This window comes from Mangrovactinospora gilvigrisea, from assembly GCF_001879105.1.
Taxonomy (GTDB): domain Bacteria; phylum Actinomycetota; class Actinomycetes; order Streptomycetales; family Streptomycetaceae; genus Mangrovactinospora; species Mangrovactinospora gilvigrisea.
Map to the genome: position 1 here is coordinate 1 of NZ_MLCF01000010.1, position 26,547 is coordinate 26,547.

General features: G+C 73.1%; 21 protein-coding genes. 14 read left to right on the plus strand and 7 right to left on the minus strand.

What is annotated here, in order from left to right; all coding sequences use genetic code 11:
- Nucleotides 1–1,322 (minus strand): streptophobe family protein (locus BIV57_RS03350; RefSeq protein ID WP_217651680.1); only part of this gene is annotated, 1,322 nt, incomplete at its 3' end.
- Between the two features lie 311 nt (nucleotides 1,323–1,633).
- On the opposite strand from BIV57_RS03350, the gene BIV57_RS03355 reads away from it, so the two are divergent.
- Both BIV57_RS03355 and BIV57_RS03360 read left to right on the plus strand, forming a co-directional pair.
- Nucleotides 1,634–4,252, plus strand: coding sequence for an ABC transporter ATP-binding protein/permease (locus tag BIV57_RS03355; protein WP_071655108.1), 2,619 nt, complete (start codon nucleotides 1,634–1,636; stop codon nucleotides 4,250–4,252).
- 145 nt (nucleotides 4,253–4,397) lie between these two features.
- Entirely contained in the window at nucleotides 4,398–6,881 is a 2,484-nt protein-coding gene (locus BIV57_RS03360) for an ATP-binding cassette domain-containing protein (RefSeq protein WP_071655109.1), read from the plus strand.
- Between the two features lie 304 nt (nucleotides 6,882–7,185).
- Here BIV57_RS03360 and BIV57_RS03365 read toward each other — a convergent pair whose 3' ends face one another.
- Complete coding sequence (locus BIV57_RS03365) at nucleotides 7,186–10,128, minus strand: FAD-binding and (Fe-S)-binding domain-containing protein (protein WP_071655110.1); 2,943 nt, start codon at nucleotides 10,126–10,128, stop codon at nucleotides 7,186–7,188.
- A gap of 90 nt (nucleotides 10,129–10,218) precedes the next feature.
- Here BIV57_RS03365 and ccsB point away from each other — a divergent pair, with 90 nt between their 5' ends.
- Both ccsB and BIV57_RS03375 read left to right on the plus strand, forming a co-directional pair.
- The gene (gene ccsB / locus BIV57_RS03370; protein WP_071655111.1) at nucleotides 10,219–11,343 is read left to right on the plus strand and encodes a c-type cytochrome biogenesis protein CcsB; all 1,125 of its coding nucleotides are present in this window, start codon (nucleotides 10,219–10,221) and stop codon (nucleotides 11,341–11,343) included.
- 101 nt (nucleotides 11,344–11,444) lie between these two features.
- Nucleotides 11,445–12,233 carry an SDR family oxidoreductase gene (locus BIV57_RS03375; RefSeq protein WP_071655112.1) on the plus strand — a complete coding sequence of 263 codons (789 nt, stop codon included), beginning with the start codon at nucleotides 11,445–11,447 and terminating at the stop codon, nucleotides 12,231–12,233.
- Here BIV57_RS03375 and BIV57_RS03380 read toward each other — a convergent pair.
- Nucleotides 12,230–13,210 (minus strand): sigma-70 family RNA polymerase sigma factor, encoded by a 981-nt coding sequence (locus BIV57_RS03380; protein WP_079169969.1) that lies wholly within the window; start codon nucleotides 13,208–13,210, stop codon nucleotides 12,230–12,232. The genes BIV57_RS03375 and BIV57_RS03380 overlap by 4 nt on opposite strands.
- Nucleotides 13,211–13,471: 261 nt before the next feature.
- Here BIV57_RS03380 and BIV57_RS03385 point away from each other — a divergent pair, with 261 nt between their 5' ends.
- The 4 genes from BIV57_RS03385 (at nucleotide 13,472) to BIV57_RS03400 (ending at nucleotide 16,100) form a co-directional block, all read left to right on the plus strand.
- A complete protein-coding gene (locus tag BIV57_RS03385) occupies nucleotides 13,472–14,578 on the plus strand; it encodes a GAF domain-containing sensor histidine kinase (RefSeq protein ID WP_245797405.1) in 1,107 nt (368 codons plus the stop codon).
- Nucleotides 14,571–15,236, plus strand: a complete 666-nt coding sequence (locus BIV57_RS03390; RefSeq protein WP_071655114.1) for a response regulator — start codon at nucleotides 14,571–14,573, stop codon at nucleotides 15,234–15,236. The genes BIV57_RS03385 and BIV57_RS03390 overlap by 8 nt, the downstream gene beginning before the upstream one ends.
- Nucleotides 15,237–15,404: 168 nt before the next feature.
- A complete protein-coding gene (locus BIV57_RS03395; RefSeq protein WP_071655115.1) occupies nucleotides 15,405–15,644 on the plus strand; it encodes a chaplin in 240 nt (79 codons plus the stop codon).
- A 207-nt stretch (nucleotides 15,645–15,851) separates the two neighbouring features.
- A complete protein-coding gene (locus BIV57_RS03400; RefSeq protein WP_071655126.1) occupies nucleotides 15,852–16,100 on the plus strand; it encodes a chaplin in 249 nt (82 codons plus the stop codon).
- Nucleotides 16,101–16,175: 75 nt separating this feature from the next.
- Here BIV57_RS03400 and BIV57_RS03405 read toward each other — a convergent pair whose 3' ends face one another.
- On the minus strand, nucleotides 16,176–17,012 hold the full coding sequence (locus BIV57_RS03405) for a hypothetical protein (protein WP_071655116.1): 837 nt from the start codon (nucleotides 17,010–17,012) through the stop codon (nucleotides 16,176–16,178).
- A 170-nt stretch (nucleotides 17,013–17,182) separates the two neighbouring features.
- Between BIV57_RS03405 and BIV57_RS03410 the strand changes: the two genes are divergently transcribed.
- The 3 genes from BIV57_RS03410 to BIV57_RS03420 all read left to right on the plus strand — a co-directional run bounded on the left by BIV57_RS03410 (nucleotide 17,183) and on the right by BIV57_RS03420 (nucleotide 19,710).
- On the plus strand, nucleotides 17,183–17,974 hold the full coding sequence (locus BIV57_RS03410) for an ABC transporter ATP-binding protein (protein ID WP_071655117.1): 792 nt from the start codon (nucleotides 17,183–17,185) through the stop codon (nucleotides 17,972–17,974).
- 135 nt (nucleotides 17,975–18,109) lie between these two features.
- On the plus strand, nucleotides 18,110–18,538 hold the full coding sequence (locus BIV57_RS03415) for an NfeD family protein (RefSeq protein WP_071655118.1): 429 nt from the start codon (nucleotides 18,110–18,112) through the stop codon (nucleotides 18,536–18,538).
- Nucleotides 18,539–18,699: 161 nt separating this feature from the next.
- On the plus strand, nucleotides 18,700–19,710 hold the full coding sequence (locus tag BIV57_RS03420; RefSeq protein WP_071655119.1) for an SPFH domain-containing protein: 1,011 nt from the start codon (nucleotides 18,700–18,702) through the stop codon (nucleotides 19,708–19,710).
- Between the two features lie 52 nt (nucleotides 19,711–19,762).
- Here the strand turns inward: BIV57_RS03420 and BIV57_RS03425 are convergent, their stop codons facing one another.
- The gene (locus tag BIV57_RS03425; protein WP_071655120.1) at nucleotides 19,763–20,701 is read right to left on the minus strand and encodes a hypothetical protein; all 939 of its coding nucleotides are present in this window, start codon (nucleotides 20,699–20,701) and stop codon (nucleotides 19,763–19,765) included.
- A gap of 189 nt (nucleotides 20,702–20,890) precedes the next feature.
- On the opposite strand from BIV57_RS03425, the gene BIV57_RS24475 reads away from it, so the two are divergent.
- Nucleotides 20,891–22,750: a hypothetical protein gene (locus tag BIV57_RS24475; RefSeq protein WP_071655121.1), complete on the plus strand. Its 1,860-nt coding sequence runs from the start codon at nucleotides 20,891–20,893 to the stop codon at nucleotides 22,748–22,750.
- Between the two features lie 103 nt (nucleotides 22,751–22,853).
- Here BIV57_RS24475 and BIV57_RS03435 read toward each other — a convergent pair whose 3' ends face one another.
- Together BIV57_RS03435 and BIV57_RS03440 are read right to left on the minus strand one after the other, a co-directional pair.
- Entirely contained in the window at nucleotides 22,854–23,357 is a 504-nt protein-coding gene (locus BIV57_RS03435; protein ID WP_071655122.1) for an HNH endonuclease, read from the minus strand.
- Between the two features lie 198 nt (nucleotides 23,358–23,555).
- Nucleotides 23,556–24,086, minus strand: coding sequence for a YbhB/YbcL family Raf kinase inhibitor-like protein (locus BIV57_RS03440; protein WP_071655127.1), 531 nt, complete (start codon nucleotides 24,084–24,086; stop codon nucleotides 23,556–23,558).
- Between the two features lie 92 nt (nucleotides 24,087–24,178).
- On the opposite strand from BIV57_RS03440, the gene BIV57_RS03445 reads away from it, so the two are divergent.
- Together BIV57_RS03445 and tyrS are read left to right on the plus strand one after the other, a co-directional pair.
- Complete coding sequence (locus BIV57_RS03445) at nucleotides 24,179–24,820, plus strand: DNA-3-methyladenine glycosylase (RefSeq protein WP_071655123.1); 642 nt, start codon at nucleotides 24,179–24,181, stop codon at nucleotides 24,818–24,820.
- A gap of 123 nt (nucleotides 24,821–24,943) precedes the next feature.
- Entirely contained in the window at nucleotides 24,944–26,209 is a 1,266-nt protein-coding gene (gene tyrS, locus BIV57_RS03450) for a tyrosine--tRNA ligase (RefSeq protein ID WP_071655124.1), read from the plus strand.
- Nucleotides 26,210–26,547: the final 338 nt, after the last annotated feature.

Here is a 26,547-nt window from a genome sequence, read left to right on the forward strand (position 1 = left end):
CCGTACACCGCGCCGAGCGCCACGCCGAGGCCCGCGGACTGGCTCAGCGTCAGCCCCGCGCCCACCGCGTTCATGCCCAGCACCGACACCGACGCGTCCAGCTTCATCCCGGACAGCGCCCCCGTCACCGGCACCGCCACCGCCAGCACCACCCCGAGCGACACCGCCCGCACCAGCACCCAGCCCGCCGACGCGCGGAACACGCCGCCCGGGCCGAACCGCCGCTCCGCGTCCGCCGCCCGCGCGGCGGCCAGCACGCCCGCCGCCAGCACCATCACCGCCACCGCGACCGGCAGCAGCCACACCCGCCCGTCCAGCGAGGCGAGGTCGCCCGGCCCGAAGGTGCGCGCCATGTCGGGCTTCAGGAACTGGTCGAGGGGCGCCGGCACCACATGCGCCAGCTGTCCCTTCGCCTCGCCGCTCCAGGTGACGAACATGCCCAGCGAGACCGCGACGAACGCCGCGTTCGGCGCCGCCAGCAGCACCCCGCCCACCGTCGTCGATCCCCCGTTGCCGGTGATCGCCGCGATCAGCCCGCCGACCACCGCCGCGGCCACCGCGCCCACGCCCACCGTCACCACCGCGGAGACCGCGGGCCGGATGTGACGCTGCACCAGCAGCGGCCCCACCCCGCCCGAGCCGCGCAGCGCCGGCAGCCGGCGCGAGGAGAGCACCGCGAGCACCGCCACCACCAGCGCGAACACCAGCGAGCCCAGCAGCGCCGAGCCCGCCGAGGCGCGGAAGCCGACGGAGGCCTTGGAGCCGGCCAGCCCGGCGAGGCTCTTGCCGAGGTCGCCCAGGTCGATGCCGCCGAGGTTGAGCCCGCCGCTGGGCACCAGCTTGGCGCCGTCGATGGTGATGGTGTCGTGCGCGGCCCAGGTGACGCCGGAGCAGAGCACCGCGAAGACCACTATCAGCTGCCCGGCGCGGACGGCGAGCTCCGCCGGACTGACCGAGACGCGCCGGCGCAGCGGCCGCAGGAAGACCGCGCCCAGCACCAGCGCGCCGGCCACCGTGGGGCCGAGCGGCATCAGATGGAGGCCGATGCCGGTGGGCCCGGCGCTGGCGCCGAACGCCTGGAGGTCGCCGCTGGGCTGGAGGTGGCCGCCGAAGGAGAGCACCACCACGGCCGCCGTCATCGGCAGCAGCCGGGCGACCTTGTCCGCGCCGACCAGATGGAGCCCGAGGGCGGCGACGCCGCCCATCACGCCCAGCGCCCACGCGGCGGCGAGAAGCGCCGGGAGCCAGCCGCGCACCAGGGCGGTCGCCACCGCGGCCGCCTCGTCGCGCGGAGGGGGCATCTGCCCGTCGCGCCCGTCCATGGCCCCACCCCGAGTCGTCGTGTCGCGGGACGCTCCCGCTCGCGCTGGGGGCGCGTCCGCCGATCCCCTCCGACCCTACTGGGGGCCCGCCGACTTGCCCATGCCGCACGGCTTCTGACGGCGGCTCGGAGACACAACACGGACAATCGCGACGGTCCTGTACCGCACCGTTGCCTATCAGTAACCCCAATCGGCTTTTCCCTTGGCGTGCAGGCTGCGATAGTTTTCCCCCAGCCGGTAGCGAGCGCCGTGGTGCAACACGCGTATTGCCCGGGGGATTCAAGGCAAGTCGAACGTGGGGCAGGCTGGAAGTGCCGGAACTAGTACTGGAATGGAACGGTCAGTCGTGGACGCTCGATCCCGGGCGCAGCTACGACCTCGGCCGCGGCGGTGAATCCGCTTTCGTGTTCGATGATGCGCGGGTCTCCTGGCGCCACGGCACGATCGGATTCGACGGGTCCGGATGGGTGCTGACCGACCACGGCAGCACCAACGGCACCTATGTGAACGGCCAGCGCACCCAGGTGGTGCAGCTGATGCCGGGGACGGTGGTCAACCTCGGCAACCCGCAGGACGGCCCGCTGCTGGCCTTCCGCGGCACGGCCCCGGAGCCGGCGCAGGCCGCGCAGTCCAACCTGCACGAGGCCCGCACCCAGCTGGCCGGCCCCGCCGTCCAGATGCCCCAGGGCGCGCCCCCGCAGGCCGGGATGCCCCCGCAGCAGGGCATGCCCCCGCAGGGGATGCCGCCCCAGGGCATGCCGCCGCAGCAGCAGGTCCCGGCGCAGGCGCAGTTCGCCCAGCAGCCGACCGCGCCGCGGCGCCCCGCCTCCGGGCAGCACCCCGAGGCCGGCGGCAACCGCGCCGGAGGGAACGTTCAGCCGACCGCGATCCGCAGCCTCCAGGGCGTCGGCGTGGTCAAGATCGGCCGTGCGCTCGACAACGACGTGGTCGTCGACGACCTGCAGTCGTCCCGCTACCACGCCACGCTGAACCTGCTCCCCGACGGCCGCGCCGAGCTCGTCGACCTGGGCAGCCACAACGGCACCTACGTCAACGGCCAGCAGGTCCGCCAGCAGGTCATCGGCCCGGACGACGTGGTCGGCATCGGCCACAGCTCGTTCCGGCTGGTCGGCAACAGCCTCCAGGAGTTCGAGGACACCGGTGAGGTCTCCTTCTCCGCCCACAACCTGAACGTGATCGTGGGCAAGGAGCGGATGAAGATCCTCGACTCGGTCAGCTTCGGGCTGAACTCGAAGTCGCTGGTGGCCGTCCTCGGCCCGTCCGGTGCCGGCAAGTCCACCCTCGTCAAGGCGCTCACCGGCTACCGGCCCGCCGACGAGGGCAGCGTGCTCTACGACGGCCGCAACCTCTACCGCGAGTACGCCGAGTTGCGCTCCCGCATCGGCCTGGTGCCGCAGGACGACATCCTGCACAGCCAGCTGACGGTCCGTTCGGCGCTGCGCTACGCCGCCCAGCTGCGGTTCCCCGGCGACACCGCGCACGAGGAGCGCAACGCCCGCGTCGAGGAGGTCATCCGCGAGCTGGGCCTGGAGCAGCGTGCCGGCAACCGGATCACCGCGCTCTCCGGCGGTCAGCGCAAGCGCGTCTCGGTCGCCCTGGAGCTGCTCACCAAGCCGTCCCTGCTCTTCCTGGACGAGCCCACCTCGGGCCTCGACCCGGGCATGGAGCGCCAGGTGATGCAGATGCTGCGCGGGCTGGCCGACGACGGCCGCACCTGCGTGGTCATCACCCACGCCACCGAGAGCCTGGACCTGTGCGACCGCGTGCTGGTGCTCGCGGTCGGCGGCTCGGTCGCCTACTTCGGCCCGCCGGACGAGGCGCTGCCGTTCTTCGGCGTCGGCCGCTGGTCCGAGGTCTTCGACATGCTCGACCGCAACAAGGAGTTCGACTGGAAGGGCCGCTACCGGTCCTCCGAGCACCACCAGCTCTACTCCGGCGAGCTCGACGCCCAGCAGGCGCAGGCGGCCCAGCAGGCCGCGCAGCAGCAGATGCAGCCCGGCGGCGCGATGGCGATGCAGCCCACGGCCCGCCCGCCGCGCCCCTCCAGCTGGGGCTCCCAGCTGTGGACGCTGTGCCGCCGCTACGCCCGGGTGATCTCGTCCGACAAGGGCTTCCTGGGCCTGAGCGTCGCACTGCCGCTGATCCTGGGCGCGCTGGTGATGGTGCTGCCCAACAAGTACGGCTTCAAGATCCCCGATCCACCCACCAACGCCAAGGGCTTCCCCTTCTACAACAAGGACGCCGTCACCAGCCTGATGATCATGGTGCTGGCGATCTGCTTCACCGGGGCGGCCAACTCGGTGCGCGAACTGGTCAAGGAGCGCGTCATCTACGAGCGGGAACGGGCCACCGGCCTGTCGCGCTCGGCCTACATGATGTCCAAGGTGATCGTGCTCGGCATCGTCACCTCGATCCAGGGCATCGTCATCGCCCTGATCGGCTTCAACTACCGGGCCCTGCCGGACAAGGGCCTGCTGCTCTCCAGCCAGTCGCCGTTCCTGGAGATGACCTTCACCCTGGTGGTCCTCGGCATCGCCTCGCTGATGATCGGCATGGTGCTCTCCGCCGTCGTCAAGAGCAGCGAGATGACCATGCCGCTGCTGGTGCTCTTCGCGGTCGTCCAGGTGGCCTTCGCCGGCGCCCTGTTCAAGATCTTCGGCAGCGCGGGCGTCGAGCAGCTCGCCTGGCTGATGCCGGCCCGCTGGGGCCTCGGCGCGCTCGGCGCCAGCATCAACATCAACCGGCTGTCGCCGCCCTGGGACTCCAGCGGCAAGACCGACCCGATCTGGAACAACACCGTGGGCCAGTGGAGCATCGACATCGGGATCCTGGTGGCCATGGCACTGGTGTGCGCGTTCCTCGTGACCCGGTTCCTGCGCCGGCACGAACCCGAGGTCATGCGCAAGTAACGCCTCGTCAGGGGGGCCGCACCGCGACAGCGGGGCGGCCCCTCCGCTTTTTGCCCAACTCCGCAGATCCGCAGGTGTCTTCCGGATCCGACCGGCTGCTGCCATCGTGATTCCGAAGCAACCGATGACGACCCGGGGGAGCGTCATGCCCGAGATGCAACTGGACTGGAACGGCCGCACCTGGACGCTGGACACCGACCAGCAGTACACCATCGGCCGCAGTCCGGAGTCCTCGTTCGCCACCGACGACACCCGCGTCTCCTGGCGGCACGCCGTCATCACCTACCCGCCCGAGCAGCGGCAGTGGGTGCTGAAGGACCGTCAGTCCACGAACGGGACCTACGCCGTCAACCCGGCCATCGGCGGCCCCGAGCGGATACACGAGGCGCCGCTCACCTCCGGCACCGCGCTCCGCTTCGGCAGCGCCGCGGACGGACCCGTGCTCTCCGTCGTCACGGCCCCCGAACCGGTCGTCGCCGCCGCGGGGGTCGGCGGGGCCGGCGCCGCGGGCGGCGGACGCGGACCGGCGCTCGCCGAGCGCGAGGGGGGCTACTCGCTCGGCGGCGGCACCGTCTACGGCGACCGCGGCGCCACCATGATCCGCGACCTGACGGCCGCCCAGCGCGGCCGCACCCGCTACCGCATCGGCCGCGGGCTGGAGAACGACCTCGTCCTCACCGACCTGATGGTCTCCCGCTTCCACGCCGAGCTGCGGCCCACCTCCGACGGCCGCACCGAGATCGTCGACCTGGACAGCCACAACGGCACCTACGTCAACGGTGTCCGGGTGGAGCGGCATGTGCTGGCCCCCACCGACGTCGTCGGCATCGGCCACTCCGCGTTCCGACTGGTCGGCACCGAGCTGCAGGAGTTCGAGGACACCGGCGCGGTCTCCTTCGCCGCCCGCGAGCTGGTGGTGGAGGTCGGCCCGCAGAAGACCCGCATCCTGGACCGGGTCAGCTTCGGCCTCGGCGAGAAGTCGCTGGTGGCCGTGGTGGGCCCGTCCGGTGCCGGAAAGTCCACGCTGATCAAGGCCCTGACGGGGTACCGGCCGGCGGACAGCGGCGACGTCCTGTACGACGGCCGCAACCTCTACAAGGAGTTCGCCGAGCTGCGCTCCCGCATCGGCCTGGTGCCGCAGGACGACATCCTGCACAGCCAGCTGACGGTGCGCACCGCCCTGCGCTACGCGGCCCGGCTGCGCTTCCCCGGCGACACCCGCCCCGAGGAGCGCAACGCCCGCGTCGAGGAGGTCATCCGCGAGCTGGGCCTCGACCAGCGCGCCGACAACCGCATCACCACCCTCTCCGGCGGCCAGCGCAAGCGCGTCTCGGTGGCGTTGGAGCTGCTCACCAAGCCGTCGCTGCTGCTCCTCGACGAGCCGACCTCCGGCCTCGACCCGGGCCGCGAGAAGCAGACCATGCAGACCCTGCGCGGGCTCGCCGACGACGGCCGCACGGTGATGGTGGTGACGCACGCCGTCGCCAGCCTCAACCTCTGCGACCGGGTGCTGGTGCTCGCGGTGGGCGGCAAGGTGGCCTACTTCGGCCCGCCGGAGGAGGCGCTCGCCTTCTTCCGGCAGGACGACTGGGCGGACGTGCTGATCCAGCTGGAGGAGCACAAGGACTACGACTGGGCGCAGCGCTACCGCGACTCCCAGCACTACCAGGTCTACAGCGCGGACGTGGAGGCCGTCGCGCCGGAGAACCGGCAGGGCGGGGTGGGCGTCGCGGGCGGCGGCCGCGGGGCGCGGGCGGCGACCGCGCCGCCGAAGCCGCAGGGCTGGCTCTCCCAGCTCACCACGCTCTGCCGGCGCTATGTCTCGGTGATCTCCTCCGACCGCGGCTTCATCGTGCTGATGGCGGTGCTGCCGCTGGTGCTGGGCGCGGTGAGCCGGGTGATCCCGTCGGCGGACGGCCTGGCGGCGCCACCCGGCGGCGGCTTCAACAAGGACGCCCCGACGGTGCTGCTGATGCTGGCGATCGCGGCGTGCTTCACCGGGGCGGCGAACTCGGTGCGCGAGCTGGTGAAGGAGCGCGTCATCTACGAGCGCGAGCGCGCGACGGGGCTGTCGCGCTCGGCGTACGTGCTCTCCAAGGTGATCGTGCTCGGCGTCATCACGGCGGTGCAGGGCATCGTCATCGCCGGGATCGGGATGGCCGGGCGCAAGCTGCCGACCGAGGGACTGGTGCTGAAGTCGCTGCCCGAGGTCGAGCTGATCCTGGTGATCATGCTGCTGGGCGTGGTCGCGATGATGGTCGGCCTGGTGATCTCGTCGGTGGTGCGGGCGCCGGAGTCGACGCAGCCGCTGCTGGTGATCTTCGCGATCGTGCAGGTGGTGTTCACCGGCGCGCTGTTCAAGATCCCGGGGACACCGGGGCTGGAGCAGGTCGCGTGGCTGATGCCGTCCCGGTGGGGGGTGGCGGCGCACGCGGCGACGATCAACCTCAACAAGATCCTGCCGCCGTGGGACCCGAAGCACCCCAATGCGACGGATCCGCTGTGGGACCACACGGCGAGTCAGTGGGGCATCAACATGGGCGCGTTGGCGCTGCTCGCGATCGTCGCGGGCGTGCTGGTGACGCGGCTGCTGCGCCGCCACGAGCCCGAGGTCATGCGCAAGCGCTGACGCCCGGCCCCGCTTGCCGCCCCTTCGCCCCGGCACCCCGCCCGGGGGTGGTTGCGGTGTGGGCGCCGTCGGCTGCCGCCGGTCCGCCGGTTCCTGCCGCCCCCCGGCGGCGCGGAGCGCCCGGCGCTTCGCGCGGGTGGCTCCGGCGTGAGCGCTGCCCGCGGCCGCCGGGCTGCCCGTTCACGCCGCCCCTCACTCTCTCTGCTCTCCCCGCCCCCCGTTCCTCGTTCCCTTCCCGCTCCCGCCCGCGGCGGCGCGGAGCGCCCGGCGCCTCGCTGGGGCGTGGCGGCGGGCGGGGACCGGGCTACCGCGTGGCGCGGTCCAGTTCGAGGATGATCGAGCGGTAGCCGGCGTCGTCGGTGACGTGGTCCATCCCGACCTCGCACATCCGGTTCGCGGAGACGTACGCGTCGAACGGCCCCCGCTCCCGCACCTCGGCCGCCTCCGCCGCCGTCGCCGACTCGGTCAGCTCGCGGTGCAGCATCCCGCGGTCGCCCGCGAACCCGCAGCACCCCGCGCCGTCCGGCACCACCACCTCGTCCGCGATCCCCCGCAGCGCCTCCACCAGCTGCCCGGAGACCCCCAAGTGCTCCATCGAGCACGTCGGATGGACCACCACCCGCCCCAGCCGCCGCTTCACCTCAAGGCGCGGCAGCAGCCGCTCCGCCGCCCAGGTCACCGAGTCGACGACGGTCAGCTTCGCGTGCCGCTCCCGGTTCTCCTCCGTCAGGTACGCCACCGTCTCCTTGGAGATCCCCAGCGTGCAGCTGGACGCGTCCACCACCAGCGGCAGCCGCCCCCCGTCCGTCCACTCCCAGGCCCGCTCCACGATCCGGTTCGCCATCAGGGCGTTGCCGTCCTCGTAGCCCTTGGAGTGCCAGATGGTCGCGCAGCACGTCCCCACCACGCCCGGCGTGCCGTCGGAGGCCTGCGGGATCCACACCGGCAGCCCGGCCCGCGCGCTCACCGCCACCATCGCCTCCGGGAGCGACGGCCCGTCGCCGTCGGACTCGCCGAAGATCCGGTTGACGCAGGCCGGGTAGTACACCGCCGCCGCCTCCGCCCGCGCCGACGCCGCCATCCGCGGCACCCGCTCGCGCCGCGCCGCCCCCGGCACCTCCGGCAGCCACTCGGGCACCAGGTCCGGACGGACCACCGCGCGCGCCGCCCGCGTCACCCCGCCCACCAGCCCGGACGGCAGCTTCGACGCCACCGCCACCGCGGCGTGCGCCCCCGACTCCACCGCCCCCCAGTGCTTGGCGACCGCCGCCGCGGTGCGCTCCTCGGCCGGCGAGTGCCGCGCGTGCCGGAAGCCCTTCATCATCACGCCGGTGTCGATGCCCACCGGACACGCGATCTTGCAGGAGCCGTCGCCCGCGCAGGTGTCCACCGCGTCGTAGCCGTACTCCTCGACCAGCCCGTCCAGCACCTCGGTCTGCTCGCCCTGCCGCATCATCTCCCGGCGCAGCACGATCCGCTGCCGCGGAGTGGTCGTCAGGTCGCGGCTGGGGCAGACCGGTTCGCAGAAGCCGCACTCGATGCACGGGTCGGCGACCTTCTCCACCTCGGGGATGGTCTTCAGCCCGCGCAGATGCGCCTCGGGGTCGCGGTCCAGCAGCACCCCGGGGGCGAGCACCCCGGACGGGTCGAAGAGCCGCTTGATGCGCCACATCAGCCCGGTCGCCTTCGCGCCCCACTCCAGCTCCAGGAACGGCGCCATGTTGCGCCCCGTCCCGTGCTCCGCCTTGAGCGAGCCGTCGAACCGCTCCACCGTCATCCGGCAGAAGTCGTCCATGAAGGCGGCGTAGCGGCGCACGTCGCCCTCGTCCGCCGCATCGAAGGCGATCATGAAGTGCAGGTTGCCGGCCGAGGCGTGCCCGGCGACCGCCACCGTGAAGCCGTGCTCCCGCTGCAGCTCCAGCAGCGCCTCCGCGGCGTCGGCGAGCCGGGACGGCGGGACGCAGAAGTCCTCGGTGATCAGCGTCGTCCCAGACGGCCGGGTGCCTCCCACCACGGTGACGAACGCCTTGCGCAGCTTCCAGTAGAAGGCCTGCTTCTTCGCGTCCCGGACGAACCCCTCCTGGGGGACGCCGGCGAGCGTGAGCGTGTCCAGGTGGGCCTGGGCGGCCGCCGCCTTCGCCGCCAGCGCCGCCTCGTCCGCCGCCCGGTACTCCACCAGCAGCGCGGCGGTGCCCTCGGGCAGCTCCGCCCACTCCGGCGGCACGCCCTCCATCACCGCGGAGGCGCGCAGGGTGTTCTCGTCCATGATCTCGGCGGCGAAGGCGCCGGCCGCCACGAACCCGGGCACCGCCGCGCCGGCGTCCCGCAGGGTGGGCAGGAAGAGCAGCGCGGTGGACGCCAGCCGGTCGAACGGCAGCGTCTCGAAGACCAGTTCGGAGAGGAAGCCGAGGGTCCCCTCCGAGCCCACCATCAGCCCGCGCAGGATCTGCGCCGGGGTCTCCCCGTCGAGCAGCGCGTCCAGGCGGTAGCCGTTGGTGTTCTTGATCTCGTACTTGGCGCGGATCCGGGCGGACAGCTCCGCGTCCGCCTCCACCTCGCGCTTCAGCTCCAGCAGGCCGGCCGCGAGCTCCGGCTCGGCCGCCGCCAGCCGCTCGTCGGCGTCCGGCGCGGCGGTGTCCAGCACCGTGCCCGAGGGCAGCACCACGGTCATCGAAGCGACCGTGCGGTAGGAGTTGGCGGTGATGCCCGCGTTCATCCCCGAGGCGTTGTTGGCCACCACCCCGCCCAGCGTCGCGGCGATCGAGCTCGCCGGGTCCGGGCCCAGGCGGCGGCCGTGCCGGGCCAGGGTGGCGTTGGCACGGGCCACCGTGGTGCCGGGGCCGACCCGCACCCGCCGGGCCTCGTCCAGCACCTGCACCGACTGCCAGGCGCGGCGCACGTCCACCAGGATGTCGTCGCCCTGCGCCTGCCCGTTGAGGCTGGTGCCGGCGGCCCGGAAGACCGCGCTGCGGCCCGTGCGGCGGGCGTAGGCGAGGATCGCGGAGACGTCCTGCACCGTCTCGGCCACCACCACGACCTGCGGCACGAACCGGTACGCGCTGGCGTCGGAGGCGTAGCGCACCAGGTCGGTGATCCGATGACGGACCTTCTCCTCGCCCATCAGGGTGATCAGTTCGGAGCGCAGCGGCTCGGGCGTGCCACCGGCGAGCTCCGCCGGAACGCGGTCGGGGGACGGGCGGCCGTCGCGGGGGAGCAGCGCGTCGGGCTTCGGTTCCAGGAGCGGCATGATTCGAACACTATCGACGCGCCGCGACGGCGCGTCGGTGCCCCGCCGTCGGGCCGCCGCGGGGGGCTCGCTAACCTTTCTTGCGTCTGTATGCCGGACGTGGTTCGGAATATCCAGCAAAGGGACGGTGCGGTGGCCAACGAGACCCTGGCACAACTGAGCAACTGGCTGATCTACTCCGCGATCGCCGTGTACCTTCTGGCGTTCTTCGCCTACTGCGCGGAGTGGGTCTGGGGCGGCCGCAGCCGGGTCGCGGTGCAGTCCGCGGCCCTGGTCGGCGCCGCGAACGAATCCGCCGAGGAGAAGGTGCTGGTCGGCGCGGGCGTCGGCGGCTCCGGGCGGGCCGGCAAGGGCGCGGCGGCCGGCGGCGGCGTCGACGACGCCAAGCTGGAGGCGCTCCTCGCCGAGGAGTCGGACGACGACGGCGACGTCTCCGGCGGCAACGAGCGGGCCGACATGTTCGGCCGGATGGCGGTCTCGTTGACCGTCCTCGCCTTCGTCCTGCACCTCGCCTCGGTGGTGGCCCGCGGGATGTCGGTGCACCGGGCGCCGTGGGGGAACATGTACGAGTTCTCCCTCGCCGTGACGCTGGTGGCCGCCGGCGTCTACCTGGGCTTCGCGCTCCGCGGCAAGGGCCGCTGGCTCGGCATCTTCATGATGCTGGCGGTGCTGACCACGCTGGGCGTGGCGGTCACCGAGCTGTACACCGCCTCCGCGCAGCTGGTGCCGGCGCTCCACTCGTACTGGCTGATCATCCACGTCTCGGCGGCGATCGTCTCCTTCGGGGCGCTGCACGTCGGCTTCATCTCCGCGGTGCTCTACCTCTTCAAGGACTCCCGGGAGAAGCGGGTCGCGGCCGGCCGCGAGGGCGGGCGCCTCGGCGCGATGCTCGACCGGCTGCCGTCGGCCGCCTCGCTGGACAAGACGGCCTACCGGGTCAACGCGGTGATCTTCCCGCTGTGGACGTTCGCGATCATCTGCGGCGCGATCTGGGCGGAGAACGCCTGGGGCCACTACTGGCAGTGGGACCCCAAGGAGACGTGGGCCTTCATCACCTGGGTCGCCTACGCGGCCTACCTGCACGCCCGCTCGACGGCCGGCTGGAAGGGCCGCCGCGCGGCGTACATCTCGCTGGTGGCGTTCGCCTGCTTCATCTTCAACTACTACCTGGTGAACATCTTCTTCAACAGCATGCACTCCTACGCGGGCGTCTGACCGGGTCCGCCCGCACACTCCCCGGCGGAACTCCGATGAGTTCCGCCCGCGCCGAGGGTCTCTGTCTCGGAACACCCACCACCGAGACCGGAGGCCCTCTCGTGTCTTCCGCAGCACCCGCACCCGCACCCGCACCCGCATCCCCGCGCGGCCGCACCGCGATCCTCACCGGCGCAAGCCAGGGCTTCGGACGGGCCCTCGCCGGGGCGCTCGTCGACGCCGGGGCGCGCGTCGTCGGCGTCGCCCGCCACGCCGAGGACCTCGACGCCGTCCGCGCCGACCTCGGGCCGGGCTTCGTCCCCGCCCCCGGCGACGCCGCCGACCCGGCCACCGCCGTCCGCGTCCTCGACGGGCACGCCGGCGCCGGCGAGCCCGTCCTGCTGATCCTCAACGCCGGGGCGACGCCCCTCGTCCGGCACCTCCAGGACCACACCTGGGACACCTTCCGCGTGGCCTGGGAGACCGACGTCCGGCAGGCCTTCGAGTGGAGCCGGCAGGCGCTCTCCCGGCCGCTGCCGCCCGGCTCCGCGGTGCTCGCCGTCTCCAGCGGGGCCGCGCTGGGCGGCTCCCCGCTGAGCGGCGGCTACGCCGGCTCCAAGGCCACCGTCCGGTTCGTCGCCCAGTACGCGGCGGGCGAGTCCGCGCGCCTGGGCCTGGGCATCCGCTTCTGCGCGCTGCTGCCCGGGCTCACCCCTGCGACCCGGCTGGGCGCGGGCGCGGTGGCCGGCTTCGCCGCCGACCAGGGCATCACCGCCGAGGAGCTGACCGCCCGGATGGGCCCGGTGCTGACGACCGAACAGGTCGCCGCGGCCGCCGTCGAGGTGATGACGGACCCCGCCCGCACCGCCCTCGCCTACCAGGTCGACCCCAAGGGGCTCACGGCCCTTTAGGCCGCCTCCGACGGCCCGGCGCCTGACGGCCCGGCGGCGGGCCCGTCCGGCACCGGCGGCAGCCCGAAGAGCGGGAAGAGGGACGGATCGCGGAACGCGGTGACCTCCGCGATCCCGTCCTTCGCCACCTCCAGCACCGAGACGGCGTACGGGCGGTGGACGCCGTCCTCCCGCCGCAGGTACCCGGCCACCGCGGGCCGTCCGCCGTTCGCCGACACCAGCACGGTGCGGAACCGGTCCGGCCCGCCCGGCAGCACCCGCTCCGCCAGGAAGGCGACCACCTCGGCCGCGCCGGAGAGCCGCAGCGGCTCGGGCGGCATGGCGAAGCCGACGTCCGCGCGCACCACGCCCAGCAGCGCCTCGGCGTCCGCCTCCTCGAAGGCTCGCGCGTACCGCTCCGCCAGCTCCCGCCGCCTCGGGTCCAGCGGCGCCGAGCCCTCCTCGCCGCCGCCGTCCGGGAGCCGGCCCAGCCGCTCGCGGGCGCGCTGCAGCGCACTGTTGACGGCCGGCACCGAGACGCCCAGCGCCTCGGCCGTCTCGGACGCCCGCCAGGCGAGCACGTCCCGCAGCAGCAGCACCGCCCGCTGCCGGGGCGGCAGCCGGCGCAGCGCGACGACCAGCGCCAGCCGCACCCCGTCGCGCCGCAGGGCGACGGCGGCCGGGTCGCCGCCGTCCGGGCCGGCGAGCATCAGATCGGGCAGCGGCTCCAGGCGCGGGGCGCCGGCCCGGCGCTCCAGCGCCGTCAAACAGGCCCGGGTGGCGATCCGGTAGAGCCAGTGCCGCAGCGACGAGCGGCCCTCGAAGGCGTCGGCGTGGCGCCAGGCCCGCAGCAGGGTCTCCTGCACGGCGTCCTCGGCGTCGTGGGCGGAGCCCAGCATCCGGTAGCAGTGCGCCAGCAGTTCGGGGCGGAAGCGGGCGGCGGCCCGCAGCACGTCCTCCCGTGCGCGGTCCGCCCCGCTCTTCGCCATGGTGTCCATCGCAGCCCCCTTCCGGGTCGGGCACAAGCCGTTCCCGGTCCAGACCCTCCGCCGGGCGGAAACTCATCGGCCGCGCACCGACCCGAGACCTAGGACCACCGGACCTAGGACTTCCCCTCCGTCCCGCCGATCCGCGTCCCCCGCGGTCGGAGGTAGGTTTCCCCCATGACCAACGCTCCGCCCCGCCCCCGCCGCATCCCCTGCGGCGACTGCCCCGCGGACCCCCGCGACTTCGCGGAGCTCAGCGGCGCCGTGCTGGCCATGACGCGCCACCTGGACGTCCGCCGCGTGCTGCAGACCATCACGGCGACCGCCCGCCGCCTGGTCGGCGCCCGCTACGCCGCGCTCGGCGTCCCCGACGACCACGGCGGCTTCGCCCAGTTCGTCGTCGACGGCATCAGCGACAAGCAGTGGAAGGCCATCGGCCCGCTGCCCCGCCAGCACGGCGTCCTCGCCGAGATGGTCAAGAAGGCCGCCTCGCAGCGCCTCGACGACGTGCGCGAGCACCCCGACTTCGGAGGCTGGCCGTCCGCCCACCCCGAGCTGCGCGACTTCCTCGGCGTTCCGATCTTCGACGGCGGCGAGGAGGGCGGCGACGTCCTCGGCGCGCTCTTCCTCTCCAACAAGACCGGCGCCGACTCCTTCGACGAGCGCGACGAGGAGCTGCTCCGCACCCTCGCCGACCACGCCGCCATCGCGCTGACCAACGCCCGCCTCTACGAGCGCAGCCGCGAGCTGACCATCGTCGAGGAGCGCTCCCGGATCGCGCAGGAGCTGCACGACGCGGTCGCCCAGAAGCTCTTCTCGCTGCGCCTCACCGCCCAGGCGGCCAGCGCCCTGCTGGACCGCGGCGAGCCCGACCGGGCCCGCGAGGAGCTCGCCGAGGTGGCGTCGCTCGCCGCCCAGGCCGCCGACGAGCTGCGCGGCGTGGTCGTCGAGCTGCGGCCCGCCGCCCTCGTCGAGGACGGCCTGGTCGCCGCGCTGCGCAGTGAGGTCGAGGTGCTGGACCGCGCCCACTCCGCGCACGTCACCATCGAGGCCGACCGGCTCCGCGCACTGCCCGCCGCGCAGGAGGAGGCGGTGCTGCGCATCGCCCAGGAGGCGCTGCACAACGCGCTGCGGCACAGCGGCGCCGCGCGGGTGCGCGTCACCTTCACCTGCCGCGGCGGCGAGACCTGCGAGAGCGGCGCGGTGCTGCGGATCATCGACGACGGCTGCGGCTTCGACGTCGAGGAGGTGCGCGGCAAGGGGCGCCGGCTGGGGCTGGTGTCGATGCGCGAACGGGCCGCCGCGGTCGGCGGCACGGTCCAGGTGGATTCCGCCCCGGGTCGGGGCACCGTCATCGAGCTGGAGGTTCCCGGTGGTTGAGGCACGGAGCGGCGAGAAGATCCGCGTCCTGGTCGTCGACGACCATCAGGTCGTCCGGCGCGGGCTGCGCACCTTCCTCGAGGTGCAGCCGGACATCCTGGTGGTCGGCGAGGCGTCGGACGGCGCCGAGGGCGTCGAGCAGACCGAGGCGCTCCACCCGGACGTGGTGCTGATGGACGTCAAGATGCCCGGCATGGACGGCATCGAGGCGCTGCGTCAACTGCGCGAGCGCGACAACCCGGCGAAGGTGCTGATCGTCACCAGCTTCACCGAGCAGCGCACGGTGGTGCCCGCGCTGCGGGCCGGCGCCGCCGGCTACGTCTACAAGGACGTCGACCCCGAGGCGCTCGCCGGCGCGATCCGGGCCGTGCACGCCGGCCATGTGCTGCTCCAGCCGGAGCTGGCCGGGGCGCTGCTGGCGGGGGAGGGCGACTCCGGGGACGCGGGCGGCCGGGCCGGCTCGCTCACCGAACGGGAGCGGGAGGTGCTGGCGCTCATCGCGGACGGCCGCTCCAACCGGGAGATCGCCCGGGCGCTGGTGCTCTCCGAGAAGACCGTGAAGACCCATGTGTCGAACATCCTGATGAAGCTCGACCTGGCGGACCGCACCCAGGCGGCGCTCTGGGCGGTTCGCACCGGTCTGGCCGAACTCGGCTGACAACCAAGGGGATCGAGGCGCTGACCGGGGCGCTTCCCGGGGTTCTTCACCCATTTGGAGCAACCCGTCCCGGCGCACGTGTCCCGCCCGTCCCCCGCCCAGTTCTCCAGTGCGTCCTGCGGTCAGCAATCGCCAACCGCGGTTCTCAAGTGGAGAGTTGGAGCAACAGTGAAGAACGTGAAGAGGGTTGTCGCGCTGACCGTCGCCGCGGGCGGCGCGTTTGCCGCCGGTGCGGGTGCCGCGAACGCCGCCGCGCACTCCGACGGTGCCGCCACGAACTCGCCGGGGGTCGGCTCCGGCAACTTCGTGCAGGTTCCGGTGCACGTTCCGGTGAACGTCACCGGCAACACCATCAACGGCATCGGCGTGCTGAACCCGACCTTCGGGGACCACAGCCACAACGCCTGAGTCTCCGCGCGAGACGGACGAACCCCGCCGGGTGTGCCCGGCGGGGTTTCGCCTTTTCACTCGGATTAGTGAAACTTCTGACGGAACTTCACCTTCGAGTGATTTGGTGATGATTGGTACTGCATATTCCCCTAAGGTCGGTGATCGTCAGGGGGGCCCGAACGGGGGCCCACAGCCACAGACAGCACAGACAAGGGGATTGCCGTGCTGAAGAACATCAAGAAGGCCGCTTTCGTCGTCGCCGCCTCGGGCGCGCTCATCGCCGGCGGCGCGGGCATCGCCTCCGCCCACACCGGCGGCGCCTCGGCCGAGGGCGCGGCGGTCAACTCGCCGGGCGTCCTCTCCGGCAACGTGGTGCAGGCCCCGATCGACGTTCCGGTGAACGTCTGCGGCAACACCATCAACGTGATCGGCCTGCTCAACCCCACGTTCGGCAACACCTGCGTCAACAAGTAAGCCTGACGCCCGGTCACGCGCCGTCCCGCAGCCTCGCGCTGCGGGACGGCGCTGCCATGAACCGCAGCGGAACGCTCAGTACCCGTAAGCGTTATAGGCGGCCACCTGCGCGCGCCGCGCCACCCGCTCCAGCGGTCGCAGCACCGACTCCCGCGCGCTCAACTCCGCCGCCGTCACCGCCGCGCCGCCCTCGCCCTCCGCGGACGCCAGCCCGACCAGCGCCGCGACCCGCTGCGCGGACTCCAGCACCCGCACCGCCCGCGGCGGATACCCCGGCGCCAGCAGCACCCGGTGGCGGCCGCTGCGCCGCCGGAACTCCTCCAGCGCGGCCAGCGTGTCCGGCCCGGCGCCCGCCAGGTCCAACCCGGCCAGCGCCGCCGTCGCCTCCCGCATCGCCTCCGACAGCTCCCGCTCGGCCTCCGACAGCGACGGGACGTCCGCGGGGAAGCCGTCGCGCGCGGCCACGCACCGCCACAGCACCACCGTCGCCTGCGCGGCGGCCTCGTCGTCCTCCGCCACCTCCGGATGCGGGGCCGGCTCCGTCACCTCGGGGACCAGGCCGAACGCCGGGCCGGCCCCCGTACCCGGGTCCGCGCCGCCGGCCACCACCGCCTCGCCGGCCTCCAGCGCCAGCGCGTTGAACTCCGGCGGCCCGCACAGCCCCAGCGGATGCCCCGGCACCGGCAGCGCGAGACGCAGCGACCGCACCCCCAGGTTGCGCAGCCGCCCCAGCGCGATGGCGAGCGTCACCTGCTCCACCCCCGCCGGGTCGGAGCCGGCCCCGGGCAGCCCGACGACCCGGTGCAGTTCGCCCCGGGCCACCTCGTGGACCACATCGTCCGGCGCGGCGCTCCCCGCCAGCGCCGCATTGCCCCATGCCGTCAACCGTCCGGCCCGTGTCTCGTCCAGCATGACCGCCAGACTACGACGGTTCCCCGACACACCCCGGCGGCCCGTAACGCCCTCCACGTGGCGTAGGTTTTGGGGGACAACGAGATCGGCGCGGCCGACAGCCCGGCGGGCGGCCCCGCAGCCTGACCGCGACTACGCAACGCGACTACGCAAGGGGAGACGACGTACGCATGAGCGACGTTCTGGAGCTGGTGGACGTATCCGTGGTGCGCGGCGGACGGCCGCTGGTCGACCATGTCTCCTGGGCCGCCGAGGAGGGCGAGCGCTGGGCGGTGCTCGGCCCCAACGGCGCCGGCAAGACCACGCTGCTGCAGGTCGCCTCCAGCTACCTCCACCCCTCCACCGGGACGGTGCAGATCCTCGGCGAGAAGCTGGGCAGCGTCGACGTCTTCGAGCTGCGCCCGCGGATCGGCATCGCGGGCGCCAGCATGCTGGACCGCATCCCGCGCCGCCAGACCGTCGTCGAGACGGTGCTCACCGCCGCCTACGGCATGACCGCGACCTGGCGCGAGTCCTACGACCGCAGCGACGAGGACCGCGCCCGCCTGCTGCTGGACCGCCTGGGCATCGCCCACCTCGCCGACCGCACCTTCGGCACCCTCTCCGAGGGCGAGCGGAAGCGCACGCTGATCTCGCGCGCGCTGATGACCGACCCCGAGCTGCTGCTCCTGGACGAGCCCGCGGCGGGCGTCGACCTCGGCGGCCGCGAGGACCTGATGCGCCGTCTGGGCCGGCTGGCGAAGGACCCGGCGGCGCCGTCGATGGTGATGGTCACCCACCACGTCGAGGAGATCCCGGCGGGCTTCACCCACTGCCTGATGATCAACAACGGCAAGCTGGTCGCCTCCGGCCCGCTGGAGGAGACCCTCACCTCCCGCAACCTCTCCAAGTGCTTCGGCCTGCCGCTGACGGTCGAGCGCCAGGGCGAGCGCTGGACGGCCCGCGGCCTGCCGCTCGGCTGACTCCGCCGGGACCGCCGCGCCGGCACCCGGGCCGCCGGGGCCGCGGCCGAAACACGACGCCCCCAACACCCGTGCGGGGGAAGCGCGCTGACACTCCCTCGCCGTTTGCCCGCCCGGCGACCTACCATTTCCGGTATGGAGGACTGGGCGTGGTGGCTGATCGCGGCGGTGGGGCTCGGCATTCCGCTCATCGTGACGGCGTTGCCGGAGTTCGCGATGTTCGCCGTCGGAGCGCTGGCGGGCGCGCTCACCGCGGTCCTCGGCGGCGGCGCCATCCTCCAGGTGATCGTCTTCGCCGCGGTCTCCGTCGCCGGCGTCGTCGTCATCCGGCCGATCGCCTACCGGCACCGCCACAAGCCCCAACCCGCCGCGCTGCGCAGCGGGGTGGACGCGCTCAAGGGCCGCAGCGCCACCGTCGTGGAGCGGGTCGACACCGAGGGCGGACGGATCAAGCTCGGCGGGGAGGTCTGGTCGGCCCGCGCGCTGGAGCCCGACCGCGCCTTCGAACCGGGTCAGAAGGTCGACGTCGTCGAGATCGACGGCGCCACGGCCGTCGTCATCTGAACGGGTCGTCAGAACTTCCGAATCCGACGGTCCGTCATCCGAGGGGAGGCGCCCGTGCCGTGCGTTTCTGACAAGATGGCGGGCAGGATGTCGAGGAGCGCGCCAACCGGTCGACAGACGTTCAACCAGCAGGACCCGCGCAGTCATTAGAGGGAGCAGTCGTGAACCCCGTCTTGATCATTCTGATCATTCTGGTGGTGCTGATCTTCGTTGCCCTGATCAAGACGGTTCAGGTCATCCCGCAGGCCAGCGCAGCCATCGTGGAGAGGTTCGGGCGCTACACCCGCACGCTCGGCGCCGGCCTCAACATCGTCGTCCCCTTCATCGACAACATCCGGGCCCGCGTCGACCTCCGCGAGCAGGTCGTGCCCTTCCCGCCGCAGCCCGTCATCACCCAGGACAACCTGGTCGTCAACATCGATACCGTCATCTACTACCAGGTGACCGACGCGCGGGCCGCCACCTACGAGGTCGCCAGCTACATCCAGGCGATCGAGCAGCTCACCGTCACCACGCTCCGCAACATCATCGGCGGGATGGACCTGGAGCGGACGCTCACCTCCCGCGAGGAGATCAACGCGGCGCTGCGCGGCGTCCTCGACGACGCCACCGGCAAGTGGGGCATCCGCGTCAACCGCGTCGAGCTGAAGGCGATCGAGCCGCCCACCTCCATCCAGGACTCGATGGAGAAGCAGATGCGCGCCGACCGCGACAAGCGCGCCGAGATCCTGCGCGCCGAGGGCGACCGGCAGTCGGCGATCCTGCGCGCCGAGGGCGAGCAGCAGGCCGCGGTGCTCAGGGCGCAGGGCGAGGCGGACGCGCAGGTCCTCAAGGCGAACGGCGAGGCGCGGGCGATCCGCACCGTCTTCGAGTCCATCCACGAGGGCGACCCCGACCAGAAGCTCCTCGCCTACCAGTACCTCCAGATGCTGCCGAAGATCGCCGAGGGCTCGGCGAACAAGCTGTGGATCATCCCCAGCGAGATCGGCAAGGCCGTCGAGGGCCTCAGCAGCGCGATCGGCAACCTCGGCAACGGCGGGATCCCCGGCGGCGGCAACGGCGGCATGGCGGCCGGCGACGCGGGCAGCGCGACGCCGATCCCCGAGCAGGAGGCCTATCCCACCCGCGGCCGCGGCGCCTGGCCCATCCCCAAGCGCCCCGGCGACCGCTGAACCTGGCGCCCCGTCAGGGGGGCGCGGAGCCGCCCGGCGCCTCCCCGCCCCCTCAGCGCAGCAGCGAACGGAGCGCCCACGGCACCCGGGGCCGCCCCGTCAACCGCCCGCGCCGCAGCTCGTACAGCCGGTCCTCGTGCCACCAGAACAACCGCGGATCGCACCCGTCCGGCGCCGCGTCGAACTCCTCCCGCACCTGCGCCGCCATCACCGGCGCCACCCGCAGCAGCGCCTCGCCGCGCACCGCGTACAGCAGCACCCGGCTGTGGCACGGCAGCCCGACGAGCAGCCCGCGGGGCCGCTCCTCGGCCGGCACGAACCGCTCCAGGTCGAAGAGCACGCCGGTGACATAGGGGTTGCCGTCCCGGGCCACCACCCGCACCCGGTCGCCGTCCTCCCCGGTGCCGCCCAGCGGCTCGTCGTGGACGGAGAACGTCGGCACCTCGCGCCGCAGCGTCCCGGTGATCGCCGCCTCGCCCGGGTCGGCCAGCGCCAGCTGCACCGCCCGCTCCCGCGACAGCGGGCCCGGCTCGGCCGGATGGTCCAGGTGGATCACCACGTCCAGCAGCGGCCCGTACGGCAAACACATCAGCCGGCGCCGCTCCGGGCCGGGCAGCGGCGGCACCAGCCGCACCCGCAGCCGCGACTCGACGTCCCCGCCCAGCCGCCGCCGCTCGCGCAGCGCCGCCGCCGAACCCTCCGCGGTCGCCGCCAGCCACTCCTCGACGCGCCGCGGCCAGGTGTGCTGCGGCCGGCCCCGGCACGCGGAGAGCAGCGGCTCCAGGTCGACGGTGGCGTGGGCGCCGTCCACCAGCAGCACCAGCCGGCGCTCCTCGCGGTCCAGCAGGGCGTGCGGGGCCAGCACCGGCAGCAGGTCCGAGAGCAGGGCCAGCACGTCGTCGGCGGCCGCGGCGGCCGTCCGCCCGGCGCCGTCCGCGCGCTCCGGGCCGCCGCTGCCGCCCGATTCGCCGTCAACACTCCCGTTGCCCATAGCCCGTTCCTACCAGCGCGGGGGACCCGGTGACCACCCGGACCGGCCACGGCCCTGTTGCCGATCGACGCCGGAACCGTCTCAGACCGGTAACCGACCCGGGCGCGCCATGGGCCACCTTCGGCCCCGCTCGCTAGGCTGCAGCTCATTGCACCTGCTTCATCACAACCGGACGGGGAACAACCAGCCATGGCCGACGGAACCAACGACGCCCAGGACCCGCGCGCCGCGGGGCCGCAGCAACCGGGCCAGCCGGCGGCCCCCGGCTACGGTCAGACGCCCCAACAGCCCTCGCCCGGCTACGGATATCCGCCGGCCCCGCCGTCCGCCCCCGCCCCCGGCGCGCCGGCCGGCGCCCCCGGCTACGGCTACCCGCCGTCGCCGCAGACGCCCCCGCCCGGGCAGAATCCTTACGCCGGGTCGAACCCCTACGGCCCCGCGCCGGGCCAGCCGCAGCCGGGCCAGGTCCCGCCGCAGCCCGGCCAGGTGCCTCCGCCCCCGCCGGCGCACACCCCGCAGCCGGGGCAGGTCCCCCCGCAGGCGACCCCGATGCCCCAGCAGCAGCCCGGCAACCCGTACGCCGCGTACGGCCCCAACGGGCCCCAGCCGCCGAACGCCTGGGCGCCCGGCCCGTCCGCGCCCGGCAATCCCCCCGGCGGCAACAGGAACGGCAAGATCATCGGCGGCATCGTCGGCGGCGTCGTCGCCCTCGCCCTGATCATCGGCGGCGCCGTCTTCTTCCTGGGCGGCAGCGGAGGCGGAGGCGGCGGCAGCAAGAAGCAGGCCCACGGCACCACCCAGACCGACGCGTCGGGTACCGACATCAGCGCCAACTACAAGGCGCTCTTCCGCGTCCCGAGCCTCAGCCAGGGCAGCGGAAACCTCGACGAGGCCATCGTCGGCACCATGGTCGGCAAGAACTTCGTGCTGCGCGCCGACAAGAAGGGCGCGATCGCCTACGCCCTGAAGTCCAGCAACCCCAAGGGCCAGCAGCTGTTCACGGTGAAGCCGCCGCAGGCCGGGATGATCCCCTGCGCGGTCTCCCCGACGACCAACTCCGCGAACCAGGGCGCGATCCTCTTCCAGATCCCCAAGGGCTCCTGCTCCAACCTGGTGGTCTTCGACGGCAACAAGAGCGGCGCCCAGATCCAGGCCGGCAGCACCGCGCCGGGCAGCACCTCCGACGACATCGGCTCCGGTTCGGCCACCGTCTCGATCAGCGACACCCACGTGGTCGCCGTCCGTTCCGGCGGCGCGGTCGCCGTCAACATCAAGACCGGCGCCAAGGACTGGACGTACTCCGGCGGCAGCCAGTACTGCAACACCTACGGCAGCGCCCAGGGCGACACCGTCGTCACCTGGAGCAGCTGCTCCGGCGCCAGCGACGACAACTTCCACGTCCGGCTCTTCGACCTCACCAGCAGCAAGCCCAACCACATGCTGTGGGAGTACACCGTCCCCGGCGGATTCAAGAGCAACCTCCGGCTGATCAGCATCAGCCCGGTGACGCTGCTGATCACCAAGGACTTCGACGACAAGGGCCAGTTCACGACCTTCGACTCGCACGGCAACCCGTACCCGACGATCAAGGCCGCCGACGGCAACGGCGCCGGCCCGATCAACGGCATCTACGGGCCCGCCAACAACACCGACAACCAGCAGCTGTTCTTCAACGGCACCACGATGTACACGGTGGTCTCGCCCGACAAGAGCGACAACACCAACAACTTCGTGGTCGCCTACGACCTGACGACGGGCAAGCCCAAGTGGCAGAGCGACCCGCGCAAGTCGAACCAGGCCAAGGTCTTCGGCCAGGACGGCAAGGGCCTGCTGGCGATCGACACCACCGACTACAACGTGCCGCCCAAGCTGGTCCGCTTCTCGTTCAACGGCGGAACCATGACCAGCGGCGGCAGCCTCCCCGGCGACGACGAGATCGCCCACGATCTGCAGACCTGCGGCAACGTCCGGATGATCGGCGACACCATCTACGCCTTCCCGGACTACAACGCCTACAACAGCCGCCTCGCGGTGTACGCGCCGAAGTAGCCCGACAGCCCGCGCGCGGCGCGGGAACGCACGAACGACCGGCCGCCGACCGCTCCACGGTCGGCGGCCGGTCGCCCGTCCAGGCAGATCCGCCCCTGCTCCGTCACGCCGCCGCGGACGCCAGCCAGGGCGGCAGCTCCTCCACATCGACCCCCAGCGCCAGCATCAGCGCCGCCCCCGGAGTCGGCTCGAAGGGCCGCGACAGCAGCCGCATCCCCGCCTCCTCCGGCGTCCGGTCCGCCTTGCGCTGGTTGTCCCGCGCACAGGCCGCGACCGTGTTCATCCAGCTGTCCGCCCCGCCCCGCGACCGCGGCACCACGTGGTCGACCGTCGTCGCCCGCCGTCCGCAGTACGCGCAACGCCGCTGGTCCCGTACCAGCACACCGCGCCGCGACCACGGCGCCCGTTGTCGGAACGGCACCCGGACGTACCGGCAGAGCCGCACCACCTGGGGCACCGCCATGTCGACGCCGGCGGCGCGCACCCGCAGCCCGGGATGCTCCTGCTCCACCACGGCCTTGTCCTGCATCACCAGGACCACGGCACGCCGCAGCGAGACCGTCGACAGCGGCTCGTAGCTCGCGTTCAGGACCAGTGTGTCGCGCATCTCATTGCGTCCTCCCCGTGCGTTCACCGCCCGCCGGCCGCGGGTGTGACCACTGTCGCCGAGGCCCACCACCGTCACAACGCAATTTCGCCGTCCCGGTGGCAGCCAACAGCAATGTGCCCGGCCCGGACGGGGATCAACCCCCGCCCGCGACCGGGCACTTGACCACCCGAGACGACGCGGCCCGCGGCCGCGCCGCTACTCCTTGGGCGCGGCGTACTCGGCGACCAGCACCGCACGGCCCAGCGTGTGGAAGTGCAGATTGAAGCCGACGTAGGCCGGCGAGGCGTCCCCGTCCGGCCCCAGCTTCGGCAAGTCCACGGCGTGCACCGCGAAGACATAGCGGTGCGCCGGGTCGCCGGGCGGCGGCGCGGCGCCGCCGAAGTCGCGGCTGCCGTAGTCGTTGCGGACGTGCACGGCGCCGTCCGGCAGCCCCGGGAACGCCCCCGTCCCGGCGCCGCCCGGAAGGGACGTCACCTCCTTGGGCACGTCGATCAGCACCCAGTGCCAGAACCCGCTGCCGGTCGGGGCGTCCGGGTCGTAGCAGGTGACCACGTAGGACTCGGTGCCCTCCGGGGCACCCGACCAGGACAGCTGCGGCGAGACGTTGTCCGCGGCGTAGACATGGCGGTCCGGCAGCGTCACCCCCGCCTCGAAGTCCTCGCTGGTCAGCGTGAACGCCGGCACCGGCGGCAGCTGGTCGTACGGCAGCGGCGGACGTTGCGTCATCGCCACGGCGGGCCTCCTCGATCGATGTGGGGCATGTCCCACCGAATCTACTGCGCACTGCCGCGCCCCCCGGCACGCTACGGTCGGAAAGCGTGACGGCAACCCCCCTCGACCGCGCCTTCTTCGACCGCTCCCCGCTGGAGGTCGGCCCCGACCTGCTCGGCCGGCACCTCGTCCGCGCACTGCCCGAGGGCCCGATCGTGCTGCGGATCACCGAGGTCGAGGCGTACACCGGCGCCGACGACCCGGCCTCGCACGCCTACCGCGGACGCACCGCCCGCAACGCCACCATGTTCGGCCCGCCGGGACACCTCTACGTCTACTTCATCTACGGCATGCACTACGCCGGGAACCTGGTCTGCGGCCCCGGCACCACCGCCGGCGGAGTGCTGCTGCGCGCCGGAGAGGTGCTGGACGGCGCCGACCTGGCCCGCGTCCACCGCACCACCTCCCGCGCCGACCGCGACCTCGCCAGCGGCCCGGGCCGGCTCGCCGCCGCCCTCCGCCTCGACCGCACGCTGGACGGCGCCGACGCCTGCGGCGGCGCGCTGCTGAGCGTCCGCCCCGGCACCCCGCCCGAGCCCTCCGCCATCAGCACCGGCCCGCGCACCGGCGTCTCCGGCCCGGGCGCGTCGACCCCCCGCCGCTACTGGATCGCCGCCGACCCCACGGTGAGCCCGTACCGCGCCCACACCCCCCGCAAGCGCAGCACCGGCACGGCGCGACAGGGCTGAGCCCGCGTCCAAGGGGTGGCACGGCCGAAAACGGGTGGCCGGAACCGCGTACCCTCAAGAAGGCTTGGAACCCAGCAGCCAGGGGCCACCGCGCCCCGGCCGACCGAAGGAGACCCGGAGACCGTGACGGACATCGTCGACGACCTGAAGTGGCGGGGCCTCATCGCCCTCTCCACCGACGAGGACGCCCTGCGCAAGGCGCTCGCGGACGGTCCGGTCACCTTCTATGCGGGCTTCGACCCCACCGCCGCCAGCCTGCACATCGGCCACCTCGTCCAGATCCTGACGATGCGCCGCCTGCAGCTCGCCGGCCACCGCCCGCTGGCCCTGGTCGGCGGCGCCACCGGCCAGATCGGCGACCCGCGCCCCACCGCCGAGCGCACCCTCAACGACCCCGAGGTCATCGCCGCCTGGGTGGGCCGGCTGCGCGCCCAGATCGAGCCCTTCCTCGACTTCGACGGCCCCAGCGCCGCCACCATGGTCAACAACCTGGACTGGACGAGCGGCCTCTCCGCCATCGACTTCCTGCGCGACGTCGGCAAGCATTTCCGCGTCAACAAGATGCTCACCAAGGAGGCGGTGGCCCGGCGGCTGGAGTCCGAGGAGGGCATCAGCTACACCGAGTTCAGCTACCAGCTGCTGCAGGCCTACGACTTCCTGGAGCTGAAGCGCCGCTACGGCTGCACCCTCCAGCAGGGCGGCAGCGACCAGTGGGGCAACCTCACCGCCGGCACGGACCTCATCCACCGGATCACCGGCGAGAACGTCCACCTGATCGCCACCCCGCTGATCACCAAGGCGGACGGCACCAAGTTCAGCAAGTCCGAGGGCAGCGCGGTCTGGCTCGACCCCGAGATGACCACGCCCTACGCCTTCTACCAGTTCTGGCTCAACGCGGCCGACGCCGACGTCGTCAACTACCTCAAGGTCTTCAGCTTCCGCAGCCGCGAGGAGATCGAGGACCTGGCCCGGCAGACCGAGGAGCGCCCCCAGGCGCGCGCCGCCCAGCGCGCGCTCGCCGAGGACCTCACCACCCTGCTGCACGGCGCCGACCAGACGGCCGCCGTCGTCAACGCCTCCAAGGCCCTCTTCGGCCAGGGCGACCTCGCAGAGCTGGACGCGGCCACCCTGGCCGCCGCGCTCTCCGAGCTGCCCCGCGCCCGGGCCGCGGCCGGCACCCCGCTGATCGACCTCTTCGCCGAGACGGGCCTGGTGGCCAGCAAGTCCGCAGCCCGCCGCACGGTCCGCGAGGGCGGCGCCTACGCCAACAACGCCAAGGTCGAGGAGGAGGACGCCGCACTGACGCCGGAGCTCCTGCTGCACGGCCGCTGGCTGGTGCTCCGCCGCGGCAAGCGCAACCTCGCCGCCGTCGAGGTCGACGGCTCCTGACCCGGCCCTGACCCGCCCCGGTCGGCGGGACCGAAGTCCCGCCGACCGGAGGACGTTTGTCGCCGCGTCAGGTTGGGCAGGTCTACTGACTTGACGCGGGGACGGCCGGTCCGTAATGTGGACCGAGCCGCTGCAGCCAGGGGTACTCACCCCGGGACGGCGAAGGCGGCAAACCTCTCTCACTTCTACTCGTCTCGACATTGCGTCGAGCACACAGTCGCGTCTTGACGCTTCGGTGTGTTCTCGCGTTGTCCGCGAGAAGGAAAGGGAGGCGGGAAAAACCCCGCCGGAAAGTCTGGTAAGGTTTAACCCAGAACGAAGCGCCCGGAGGGCAAGCC